Origin of the sequence: Flavobacterium faecale (genome assembly GCF_003076455.1) — a bacterium.
Lineage (GTDB): Bacteria > Bacteroidota > Bacteroidia > Flavobacteriales > Flavobacteriaceae > Flavobacterium > Flavobacterium faecale.
In genome coordinates, this window is sequence record NZ_CP020918.1 from 3,014,232 (window position 1) to 3,026,571 (window position 12,340).

Genomic DNA, 12,340 nt, shown 5'->3' on the forward strand with positions numbered 1-12,340 from the left:
AATAAAGTTAAGATAAAACTGAAACAAACTCACCAATAACTCTCATTTCAGCTCCATTTTCTTCGTTGATAATAATATTTTTATAAGAGCCATCATAAGAGTTTGGTCTTAAGATGATTTCAGTATGCTCCCAACCTTCTTCACTAATTGTTTTTTCACTTGAATACGTTTTGATTGTAAACGCGGAATTAAAATCTTGATCTTGAATGTCTATATTTTCGACTAAAATAATTTTACCATTCCTGCTACCACCAATATAAGGTTTGAATAAACAAATTGAACCATTTGGAATTACTCTGTTCATTGATTCACCGATAATTTTACAAGCAAAATAATCACTGCTTGAATTTGTGTTATTAGGTCCTTCAATTAGAATAAAATCTTTATCAGATTGAATCTCACTGAATGTTCCTGCAGCTGCATAAAAATCATATAAAGGGATTGGATTTTTTAATTTTGGCTCAAAATCAATAACTTTTTGTTTTGGAGAAATATCTTTTACCTTTTTCGCACTGTTTACTTTTACCGTAGCTTTTTGTTCGAGATAATTATACATGGAATTTGAAACAGGATCAGATAAGATAAAACGTATTTTCACAACTGATACAAACTTACCACTATCATTTTTCATTTTAGTTTGTTCGATTTGAGTGAGTTCAGGAGTAACTTCGCCCATGTAATAAAATTCCATTCCTTCATCATTATTTTTTTTGATAAAAAGTGGTAAACGTATAATTCCATTTTTACCCAAAATCGATTGAACGTCATTACTAGTAATTTTTCTATTGGATTTTGACATCCAGTTAAATTCTCTATTACTAATAAATTCATCTTCGTATTTAGTCGATTCTGATATGTGATCTTCCTTATGATAATTAACAAAAATAGGACAATGGGAATTATCAGGGCTAACTAAATATCCACCTACGTTTTGTGCTACAGGATTTTCTGAAACATTTAATATTCTGAAAACATCCTTTCTGGAGTATTTTCGATAAAGTATAAATCCATTCTGCCAATTCTCTTGTGAATACATTTTATCAAATTCATATATCGCGCAATTAGTAGAATCAATTAAGAAATTCTGAAAAACATTGTCATCTAAGGCCTTAAGAAAGGAATCTGAAAAAAGGAAGTTTTTGTTTTCAATATTTATAATATCTAAATTGTGAATTTCTCTTGCCGAAATTAATTTCCCTTCTTTTTTCTCTCTAATAAATTCAAAATTTAAATTGAATACTGCCGATTCAATTGTTTCGTCAGAAACTGTATATTGGTATTTCTTTAAAATTGTTTTTTTAAAGGTTTTTATTGAAAGCTTTCCATTATCAAGTAATAGCTTTATAATTAAACTCTCTTCAACTCTCTTTGAATTATTTATTTCCTTTGAAAATAGTTCTAAAATCTTAATTTGTTTTTTTGATAGTTCAGTGTTAAAATCCTTTTCAACTTTTAATATGAAATTGTAATATGAATTAGAGTATTCAACATATAGGTAAGGATCTCTAGATCCATGTTCTATAAAATCCATCATCATTGGAATTCTACCCAATTTAAATTGTAACAAAGCGTAGTCCTTTTTTAAATCACTGAATAACTGCATGTTTGCAGAATCGATGGATTGAAATATTTTTTCTTTTGTGATTTCATCAAAATTAATAGTTGAAGATCCTGGAATCATTCTGCTACCTTCGGTAATTAGTTTTCTTAATGAATCTTTGTTGTATGAAGTGTCACCGTATAATGCAATAGGGATTAGGTAATTATTTTCATAGTTCCCTATAAAATCAATAACTGTAACATAACTTTTCCCGTCAACTTTTCTTAATCCGCGACCTAATTGCTGGATAAATATAATCGCTGATACGGTAGGTCGAAGCATTATGATTTGATTGACTTTTGGAATGTCAATCCCTTCATTAAAAATATCAACTGTAAAAATGTAATCGAGTTTTTCATTTACATTATCCGATTCTAATCTTTCTATTGACTTAGCTCTCTCTTCTTCGGAACTATCACCTGTTAAGGCAACTGTTTTAAATCCATTTTGATTTAATAATATGGAGAGTTCAATCGCTTCGTTCTTTCTTGAACAAAATATTAAACCTCTTGTTATCCCATTATCACTGCCGTAGAAATTTGCCTGTTCAATGATATTCTTTACTCTTTCTTTAGAAATCAAAAGATTAAAAGTGGTTTTGTTGTCGATCTCGATATTATCAATTTGTAAATCAGTTACGCCATAATAATGAAAGGGACTTAGCATTTCCTCTTCCATTGCTCTGTTTAATCTAATTTCATAAGCAATATTGTGGTCAAATAATCGAAAAATATCCGTTCCATCTGTTCTTTCAGGTGTTGCTGTCATTCCTAAAAGAAACTGGGGTTCAAAATAATCAATTAATCTTAAATAGGAGTCTGCGCCAGATCTATGACTTTCGTCAATAATGATGTAATCAAAATGATCCTTCGAAAAGTTACTAAGATGTTTAGGTTTTGAAATAGTTTGTATTGTGGAAAATATAAAATCACAATCTAAATCTCGTTTATCACCGGAATATAATCCCATTTTTTTATCCTTTCCAAATACTCTTTGAAAGGTAATTAATGAATCTTTTGCAATGGTTAATCGATGAACGACGAATAGTAATTTTTTAGGACTGAAAGCTTTTGCATCGAAAGCAGATAAATAGGTTTTACCTGTTCCTGTTGCTGAAATTATTAGTGCTTTATTCTTTTTTTGTTTTCGTAAGTTATTTAAATTTTGCAATGCTTCTATTTGCATTGCATTGGGAGTTATGATCGTCTCTAAATCAGTTAAAGATTCTTTATTGATTTTTAGATTTAGAAGAAATTGTTTTTTGTATATTTCTTCATAACGTAAAATATATTCCTTTGTGACAGGAGTTGCTTTTTCAAAATCAGATTTGAATTCATTTACTACTTTTTCGACAAGACCACTATCATTTAATGCAGAAACCTTAATGTTCCATTCCTTATTGACTGATAATGCATTTGCAGTCAAATTGCTACTACCAACAATTAAATTATAATGCTCTTCATTTTTAAAAATATAACCTTTTGCATGTGCATTCCCTATTGTTGCAATTCTTAAATTTATATTTTTGAATTGGGATAGTCTCTTTAATGCTTCAGGTTCGGTGAAATTCAAATATTGAGATACTAAAATTTCTCCTTTTATGTCATTGTTTTCTAATTCCCTAAGTTTATTAATTATCGTAGCAACTCCACTAGTAGTAACAAATGCAACTGAAATATAGAATTGACTACAACTTTCAAGTTCTTGCAGTATTGATGATAATACTTTTTTTGGTGGATTTTTTTGATTAACAAGTAACTCAGGTTGATAGGCTATACTTGATAAAATATTTTTATCAACATAGCCAGTTTGTAAGCTCGAATTAAAAATTTCTGTTAACTTATCCATTCATTATTAATTTGTTTACAATCGGAATATCAGCTGCAGCCCAATCAAGTTTTTTAAGTTCATCAATCGTCAACCATTCTTTTGCAATATGTTCGTTAAGTTTAAGTTCTTTATTCTTAACTTCACAAATGTAGCTATGCATGGTCAATTCAAAATCTGGATATTCATGTATCACAGTAAGAAACAATGATTTAATAGAGGTTGTAATATTTAATTCTTCAAGTAGTTCTCGATGTAAAGCATCCTCTTGTGTTTCACCTTTTTCTATTTTGCCCCCAGGGAATTCAAATTTTTCGGAAATATAGGAAAATTTGTTTTTAGGTCTTTGGACACATAAAATCTGGTCTTTGCAAAGTATAATTGCAGCTACTACTTGAACTTTTTTCATTCTTAAATAATATTTTTACTTTAGGTCTTGAATGAATGCAGTTTCCAATTATAAAATAAGAATTGTCATTCAATGCAAATATATATTTTTTGAAATAATAAACCTTAATTCCTTCCCAAAATTCCCAAGCCCTGACCACAGCAAAACTCCATATAAAACAGGCTTGCATTTTTTCTTGGTCAAAAGAGCGGATCCCAAAACGTCGAGAAAGCTCCTTTTTGGCCTTTTAAAAAAATAAGAATACAAACAAGCGTGTCGCGTTCTGCAGGAACAACTCCTGAAACTATAAATCGTAAATTGTTTACTGCCATTGCGGTGTTTTTGGAGTAAATACGTATATTTGGTTGTAACGAAATTTTTGAAGATGAGAATTGAAACCGACCTTAAGTTAGGATTTAAAGATGTAATGATTCGGCCAAAACGCTCGACCTTAAAGAGTAGAGCGCAGGTCTCGCTGGAACGAAATTTCAAATTTTTGCACTCTGGGGCAAGTTGGTCTGGTGTGCCTATTTTTGCCGCCAATATGGATACGGTTGGAACTTTTGAGATGGCTTTGGTACTGGCGAAAGAGCAAATTTTTACGGCGGTTCACAAACATTATTCGGTAGAGGAGTGGCAGGCATTTTTGTCGGTTTTGGCTCCGGAATGCCTTCCGTACATAGCGGTGAGCACGGGTACAGGTAAGAATGATGCCAAAAAATTGAATGATATTTTGACGCTGAATCCTGCTTTGCAATTTATTTGTATAGACGTGGCCAACGGCTACTCAGAGCATTTTGTAGAATTTTTAAAGCAAACGCGTTTGCAATACCCAGACAAAGTGATTGTTGCGGGTAACGTGGTGACCGGCGAAATGGTGGAGGAACTGCTCTTGGCGGGTGCCGACATTATTAAGGTGGGTATTGGTCCAGGGTCGGTTTGTACGACACGTGTGAAAACGGGTGTGGGGTATCCGCAGCTTTCGGCGATAATCGAGTGTGCCGATGCGGCGCATGGTTTGGGTGGTCACATTATAAGCGATGGTGGCTGCGTGACTCCTGGTGATGTTGCAAAGGCTTTTGGCGCTGGTGCCGATTTTGTGATGCTGGGCGGAATGCTTGCGGGTCACGAAGAGAGCGGGGGCGAACTGGTAGAAATTGACGGCAGTAGCTTCAAACAATTTTACGGAATGAGCTCGACTACTGCGATGAACAAACATGTAGGTGGCGTGGCCGAATACCGCGCTAGTGAGGGCAAGACCGTCTCGATTCCGTTTAAAGGAAAAGTGATTCATACCTTGATGGATATCTTGGGTGGCTTGCGTAGTACCTGTACGTATGTAGGCGCATCACGCTTGAAGGAATTGACAAAAAGAACGACTTTTATTCGTGTGAGCGAACAAGAAAATAGAATTTATAACGAATAATATAGTATGATTTCAATTGTTGCTGCGGGTGTTGCAGAGGTAAATGTGATTCGGGAAATCGCTTTAAAAGTCTGGCCAGTTACCTATGGTTCGATTTTGTCTAAAGAGCAGCTGGTCTTTATGTTGGATGCTTTTTACGACATCGATACTTTAAGAGATAGTATGGCCAAAGGTTGCCTATTTGTTTTAGCCAAAGAAGGCGATACTGTTTTGGGTTTCGCTGGTTTTGAGCATTTCGAATCCACGAAGCGGACCAAAATTCATAAGCTATATCTGTTACCCGAGTCACAAGGAAAAGGAGTAGGGAAGTTGTTGGTGGAATACATTGAAGCTTCGGCAGCAGCGATTCATTTTGAGGCGCTGCTTTTGAATGTAAATCGTTTTAATAAAGCTTTGGGTTTTTATGAAAAACTAGGTTTCAAGATTATTGAGGAAGTCGATATTGAAATCGGTAAAGGCTACTTGATGGAGGATTATGTGATGGAGTGTTTGCTTTCGGTATAATAGTCCACGGATGAAACGGATTCGCTATCGCGAAGTCGCGGATAAAAACGGATTTTTCATGTGGCTTGCGGTTAATTTTTTTTAGCCACTAATGACACGAATTTTTACGAAGGCTCACGAATTTAATTAAAAAATCTGTGCGTATAGTTTTAGCCACAAATGACACGAATGACACGAATGCTCACGAATTAATTTAGAAAATGTATACGTATAGTTTTAGCCACGTCCCGAGTCTTCGGGAACACGAATGACACGAATTAATTTAAAAAATCTGCGGAAATCTGTGTAAATCTGTGTTTTCGCGATAGCGACTGAGTTTCATCCGCGTCCTCTCATGCTCAGGAGTATAACTCTAGTTAAATTAGGGAAATCTGTGTAAATCTGTGTTTTCGCGATAGCGAATCAGTTTCATCCGCGTCCTATTAGGTGTATAGCTCTAGTTAAAATAGAAAAATCTGTATAAATCTGCGTTTTCGCGGTAGCGAATCCGTTTTATCTGCGTACCATAAATACGTAAAGGTTTACTCCACAATAATGTCATGTGTGAACAGCAAGCCTTTCAGGTATTCCATTGAGAAGACGGCTTTTTTGAGTTTGGTTCTTTTGGGGTCAATTGTGTAGTTTTTGCTGGTTGCAAAATTAGCTTTGTTGGCAACGGCTTGATCGAATTCGGCACGGTAGAGATCACATTTTTCGAAAAGAACTTCGGTGAGATCTGTTTGCATGAAGTCAACAGCTACCAAACTACAGTTGTTGAAAGTGGTACCTTTCATTTTTAGAGTATAAAACTTAGAAAAGTCCAGTATTGTATTCTTAAAATGGATTTCGAAAATAAGCTTGTCACACATAGCAAAGTTAACCTCGTTGATTTTGCAATTGTCGAAAGTGACAGTACGTAGCGCTACGTGATTGATCTTGGTTTTGTTGAAGTTACAATTTTTAAAAGTACAGTCAATAAAGGTCACAGCGGTAAAACTGCAAGCCGTAAAATCGCAATTGGTAAAAACACAGGCCTCAAATTCCTTAAAATTAACTTCCTCAATAGTGTAGATTAAGTCTTGGAAAGATTGGTCGAGGAAATACGCTAGCATGGATTTTTTTTGTAAAAGTACTAAATAGAACGGACTCTTATTACATGATTTTTACAATTTATACGAAGTGGTTTGGGAGGTGGTTCGGCTTTAGAAGAATTAGAAAAAGTCTGAATTCAAATGTTCGTAAATTAAAAAAGGGATGCTGTTGCAATAACAGCATCCCTTTCGAATATAAAAATGAAGCTTTGATTATGCTTTTTCTTTTTCGAAATTAGTAATGACTTCTTGGTAATAGTCAAAGGTCGTTTTTGCTATCGATTCCCAACTGAAGATTTTCAATACACGTTCTCTTCCTGCTTTTCCCATTTTGGTAGCTAGTGCTTCGTCGTCTAACAATACATTAATCTTTTGGGCAAATGCTTTCTGGAATTCTTCTGGATGAGTAGGGTTGAAGTCGGTTCTTGATTTACTTTCTAACGGAATCAAATAACCAGTTTCACCTTCCACAATAATCTCCGGAATCCCGCCTACGTGACTTCCTACTACGGGAGTTTCACAAGACATTGCTTCCAGATTTATAATTCCAAACGGCTCGTACAAGGACGGACATGCAAATACACGTGCTTGGCTGTATAGAATTTTGATTTTTTCACGTGGTAGCATTTCTGATATTAGAATCACACCATCACGGGTTGCTTTCAGCTCGGTAATTAATTGCTCAGTTTCAGCAGCGATTTCAGGCGTATCGGGTGCACCTGCACACAATACGATTTGACACTCTTTATTGAAATATTTGGCTGCCGAAATCAATTGTGAGATACCTTTTTGACGCGTAATACGCCCCACAAAAAGCACAAACGGAATGTTTGGATCAATACCAAGATCTCTCAATAAGGCATCGTCTGTGGTTGGTTTATAAAATTCAGGATCAATTCCGTTATGAATTACAGTAACTTTATTTGGATCCACACCGTAAGCTTCGACCACATCTTCTTTCATTTGTTCACTTACCGCAATAATTCCGTCGGCGGTGTTGTAGGCGTTATTTTCGATCCAACGAGACAAGAAATAACCATTTCCTAGTTGTTCCACTTTCCACGGGCGGTGCGTTTCTAGACTGTGGGTAGTCAAAATCAAGGGCACTTGTAGTAGCTCGCGCGTCATAACACCTGCAAGGTGCGTGTACCACGTGTGGCAATGAATAATATCGGCCTCTGGAGTAGCTTGCGACATCTCTATGTTTCGACTCAAGTTGTGAAACATTTTGATATGCGAATTCTTTTCGTCTTTTGGATTGCTCAGGCACGAATCAATACCTTTTACATTGAGATTACTTTCGTTTACATTTTGATCTCCAAAACAACGAACTTCCACTTGTCCAAGTTTTAGGAGTTCTTGACTCAAAAAATCGATGTGTACGCCAGCTCCACCATAAATATTTGGTGGAAATTCATTTGTAAAAAGTGCTATTTTCATTGTAGACTAGTTTTATGTGCGGTTAAATTTTTTAGATATATAAAGCGAAAAACCCCTTGACGATGCAATGGACTATATTTTACTAAAGTAGCAAATTATTCATAAATCAGAAGCAAAATTGTTGCAAATACAGCACATTTTAAGAAAATAAAAAAGGAAATGAGCTAGTTCTTGCTCAATTAATCTGAATGACTGTACAATTATTTAGTAAGATTGATATGTAAAAGTTGCATCAAGACAAAGCGAATCAAATGTTAATCTCTGAAGGTAATGGTGAATTTTGCCCCTTGGTCAAGAGCACTTTCTACCTGAATTTGGCCTCCCATGTTGATCACATGATTGTAAACTAGGTACAATCCAATACCATTGCTATCTGAGTTGTCATTAAATTTTTGATGCAAACCAAATATTTTACTCCCTACATTTTTCATGTCAAACCCAATTCCGTTATCTTCAATAATTAATTTTCGAACCCCTTCATCAATGATGGAATAGATTGAAATAACAGGAAAGGTTTCTGTTTTCGAATATTTAATCGAATTGGTAATAAGGTTCAAGAAGATGCTTTTCATGTACGTTTTATTGAAATACAAGAGATCAAATGCCGTAAAATCGCTGTTTATTGTAGTATTCGAATTAGAAATATAAGAATTTATAGAAAAAATAACGTCTTCAAGTGTTTCTTGAAACGAAATTCGTTCTACAGGTGAGCTGCTTTTAATTTTGTCACTCAGGACGTTGATATAATCGTTCAAAGAGTTTTTTAATCCTTCAATAGTATCCTTGGTGATGTTTAAATATTCTACAGACTCGGAATCTGTAATTTTTTCGATTTCTAATAAATCAAAAACACTAATCAAATTATTTACCGGAGATCGCAAGTCGTGTGCAGCAGCAAAGGTAAGCTGTTTGTATTCCTCAACGGCTTGATTTAACTTAGCAAGATGTAGGTTTCTTTCTTCTTCTAATTGTTTTTTATGGGTTACATTCTTGGCAATAGCATAGATGTATTGTTTGTTTTCGATAGGAATTGAGGTCCAAAGCAGCCAAACAATACGACCACTTTTGGTAATGTATCTATTTTCGAAATTAACTAAGTGATTGTGATCCTTAATGGATTTTCGTGCGAAAGTAGTAGTCTCTTTGTCTTCATAATAAATAAACTGATTGATAGGTTTTGCCTTTAGTTCTTCCTCAGTATATTCGAGTAATTTGCAGACAGCAGGGTTGATTTTTTTGAAATAACCATCGTATCCAGAAATACAAAGTAAATCAGGAGATTTATTGAAAAAATCTTCAAAGGTGGCTTCGGTTTCAAACGTTTCTTTGGGGGCTTTTCCGTTAATGATGCGCAACATTTTTCTCATTCTCATCTTTTCCTACTTTTAAACCATTTTAAATTATCAATTCTTTGCCGTCAAATTGCGCTTGTGATCGGACAAAAACTAAAGTGGTGCTGAATGCTATTATTCGTTGTTCGTTCCTTTGTTTTTTAAGTCTGTTTTATAAAAATACAAAATAATAAAGTACGTTGTCTGCAACTGTATAGAACTTAACACTATAAAACCAAATTAAACCAAAATACCTTATAAAAAAAGCGGATAGTTGCTTTTTTTATAAGGTATTTCTATTTTTAAATATCCTACAGCTAATTGATGTAAATGGACATTTATTTGTATTATAAATGGTTATATTCTGAATATTCCACCAAATGCAATGATTCTTTGAAAGAAGAAAAAGTCTTGTGAGGCCTTATCTTCAGGGTTTTGTGTGGTACGAATGTCTTGCATATTGATATAACCACCTTTTAATTCACCTTGTACGTAAAAGTGTTTGAAGAAAGTAATATTCAAACCTGCCTTAACAGAGGTTCCAAAACCAGAAACATGAAAATCATCGTGACGATCTTTACCCAATAAGGTAGCATTTGTTTTTGGGTACAATACACCTACGCCAACACCTTCGGTAAGGTTGATTTGGATCTTATCTGTATTTCCAATTTTGAAAATTTTCGAAATATCATCGTGGCGAGATACTTCAGTATTGATGTAGTTTAATCCATCGGTATGCTCAAATTTTAAGAATTTTTCAGTAAGCAAAACTTGATCTGGATTTCCAGTTACCGTTTCATCATAACTCCCTTTGTTTGGGTAATAACCATCAATATCCACTGCTCGATCTTGTACCATTACATATTTCATGTGATCCAGACCAATCGTAACACTGTAATGGTCATTTAAAAAATAACCCAACCTAAAATTGGTTTGAGGAATTGTCATCTTGGTAGGATTGATATAATCCATATGCCAACCTTTCGGCTTATCTACTGCTTGCACATCCTTCAGCGTAAAGTTGTAATCAGCTCCCTTAAAAGTAATGTCAGATTTGCTGTAGCTATCTCTGTTTCCTCCCCAAGACACAAAAAACTTTCCTTTATTGTGTGCCGTATATTTTTCTTGTACTTTAATTTCTTCCTGAGCAGTCAGGGTATTTATAAACATCAAACCTAATAATCCGATGTATGCAATGCTATTTTTCACGAGGGTAGTATTAAAATGTATTAATTGTTTTTCTAATCGCCACTAGTTTTTTCATAAGCGATTCAAAATAGTCTAGGTGCAACATATTTGCTCCATCACTTTTTGCGTTTGCAGGATCAAAATGAGTTTCGATAAAAATTCCGTCAACACCTACTGCGATACCCGCTTTGGCTACCGTTTCAATCATATCAGGTCTTCCACCAGTGACACCCGCTGTTTGGTTAGGTTGTTGTAAGGAGTGTGTAACGTCTAGTACAGTAGTGGCATATTGTTGCATGGTTGGGATTCCTCTAAAATCAACAATCATATCTTGGTAGCCAAACATTGTCCCTCTATCCGTCACCATTACGTTTTCATTTTGGCAATCCAATACTTTTTGAACGGCATGTTTCATGCTCTCTGGACTCATAAATTGTCCTTTTTTCAAGTTTACTGTTCGTCCAGTATTTGCTGCAGCCACCACAAGATCAGTTTGACGCACCAAGAAAGCTGGTATTTGTAAAATGTCTACATATTGCGCAGCCATATCAGCATCTTCATTGGTATGGATATCTGTAACAGTAGGAACATGAAACGTTTCGGATACTTTTCTAAGAATCTTTAGCGCTTTTTCATCTCCAATACCTGAGAAACTATCAATTCGTGAACGATTGGCTTTTTTAAATGATCCCTTAAATACAAACGGAATTTCGAGAGAGTCGGTGATCCCAACAAGCTTTTCAGCTATTCGCATCGCCATTTCTTCGCCTTCAATAGCACAAGGTCCAGCTAGCAAAAAGAAATTCCCGCTTTTTGTATGTTTAATTTGAGCAATTTGTTCAATATTCATCTTTTATTATTTTTTTATGCAAAGATAATTCGAATTCAGAATTCCACTTGCACAATTAACGTTTATTTTAGTTGTCTTTATTTTTTTATCGAAAGTCCCACTGGAGCCAGCAAGTAGCCGCGCTCATATATATTAAGGTACAATTGAATAGGTTTTTTTTGTCCTTCCCATTTCAATTCGTACACATCCAAAAATCCAGCGCCCATACCGCTCGTTTTGGTAGGGAAGGGGCAACAGCTTTCAAGTTTGGTATAGCTTATTTTTTCGCCTTTTGGTCCTGCTAGCGCACGTATAAAGCGTACAGAGTTCAGGGTGTCATTGGCTGTATTGTTGTAAAAAACATTTATAGGATAATCTTTTTCATACCCATATCTTTTGTCTTGGCTCATCTCTGTGATTATAAAGGTGTTTTGAGCACTAATTCTTGGGATTGGAGCATTATTATCTACATTTTTCAAGGTAGACTTTGTACTCACACAAGAGGCCAAAGCTAATGCTATCACGATAGTAAAACTGATTTTCTTCATTTCGAAAGAAGTATAAAATGATTTTGTAGTTGTTTTATAATTTCAAAACAAAGATAAACAGAAGTTTAGTTTTTAATGTAGTTAATTTAAAATCTCTCACCTCGGCTTCGACAATAACTTTAGAGTAATTAAGGTCATAACTCGAAATTGTTTACTAGTAGCATTTACTTTTGTTTTTAAATTTTGCAA

At 34.8% G+C, this 12,340-nt stretch carries 10 protein-coding genes; 2 read left to right on the forward strand and 8 right to left on the reverse strand.

The annotated features are described in order from the left end of the window. Positions 1 to 7: 7 nt before the first annotated feature. Together FFWV33_RS12855 and FFWV33_RS12860 are read right to left on the reverse strand one after the other, a co-directional pair. The gene (locus FFWV33_RS12855) at positions 8 to 3,448 is read right to left on the reverse strand and encodes a DUF3427 domain-containing protein (RefSeq protein ID WP_108741280.1); all 3,441 of its coding nucleotides are present in this window, start codon (positions 3,446 to 3,448) and stop codon (positions 8 to 10) included. Continuing rightward, on the reverse strand, positions 3,441 to 3,836 hold the full coding sequence (locus tag FFWV33_RS12860; protein ID WP_108741281.1) for a (deoxy)nucleoside triphosphate pyrophosphohydrolase: 396 nt from the start codon (positions 3,834 to 3,836) through the stop codon (positions 3,441 to 3,443). The genes FFWV33_RS12855 and FFWV33_RS12860 overlap by 8 nt, the downstream gene beginning before the upstream one ends. 364 nt (positions 3,837 to 4,200) lie before the next feature. Between FFWV33_RS12860 and guaC the strand changes: the two genes are divergently transcribed. Both guaC and FFWV33_RS12870 read left to right on the forward strand, forming a co-directional pair. Beyond that, a complete protein-coding gene (gene guaC / locus FFWV33_RS12865) occupies positions 4,201 to 5,241 on the forward strand; it encodes a GMP reductase (RefSeq protein WP_108741282.1) in 1,041 nt (346 codons plus the stop codon). 6 nt (positions 5,242 to 5,247) lie between these two features. Beyond that, on the forward strand, positions 5,248 to 5,745 hold the full coding sequence (locus FFWV33_RS12870; protein WP_108741283.1) for a GNAT family N-acetyltransferase: 498 nt from the start codon (positions 5,248 to 5,250) through the stop codon (positions 5,743 to 5,745). Between the two features lie 521 nt (positions 5,746 to 6,266). On the opposite strand, the gene FFWV33_RS12875 is transcribed toward FFWV33_RS12870, so the two are convergent. The 6 genes from FFWV33_RS12875 to FFWV33_RS12900 form a co-directional block, all read right to left on the reverse strand. Continuing rightward, entirely contained in the window at positions 6,267 to 6,836 is a 570-nt protein-coding gene (locus FFWV33_RS12875) for a pentapeptide repeat-containing protein (protein ID WP_108741284.1), read from the reverse strand. A gap of 192 nt (positions 6,837 to 7,028) precedes the next feature. Next, entirely contained in the window at positions 7,029 to 8,255 is a 1,227-nt protein-coding gene (gene glgA, locus FFWV33_RS12880) for a glycogen synthase (protein WP_108741285.1), read from the reverse strand. 254 nt (positions 8,256 to 8,509) lie between these two features. Further along, positions 8,510 to 9,628 carry a PAS domain-containing sensor histidine kinase gene (locus FFWV33_RS12885; RefSeq protein WP_245891512.1) on the reverse strand — a complete coding sequence of 373 codons (1,119 nt, stop codon included), beginning with the start codon at positions 9,626 to 9,628 and terminating at the stop codon, positions 8,510 to 8,512. 315 nt (positions 9,629 to 9,943) lie between these two features. Continuing rightward, entirely contained in the window at positions 9,944 to 10,795 is an 852-nt protein-coding gene (locus FFWV33_RS12890; protein WP_425433134.1) for a hypothetical protein, read from the reverse strand. 10 nt (positions 10,796 to 10,805) lie between these two features. Beyond that, on the reverse strand, positions 10,806 to 11,624 hold the full coding sequence (kdsA, locus tag FFWV33_RS12895) for a 3-deoxy-8-phosphooctulonate synthase (protein WP_108741287.1): 819 nt from the start codon (positions 11,622 to 11,624) through the stop codon (positions 10,806 to 10,808). Between the two features lie 77 nt (positions 11,625 to 11,701). Further along, the gene (locus FFWV33_RS12900; protein ID WP_108741288.1) at positions 11,702 to 12,151 is read right to left on the reverse strand and encodes a 2-dehydro-3-deoxyphosphooctonate aldolase; all 450 of its coding nucleotides are present in this window, start codon (positions 12,149 to 12,151) and stop codon (positions 11,702 to 11,704) included. Positions 12,152 to 12,340: the final 189 nt, after the last annotated feature.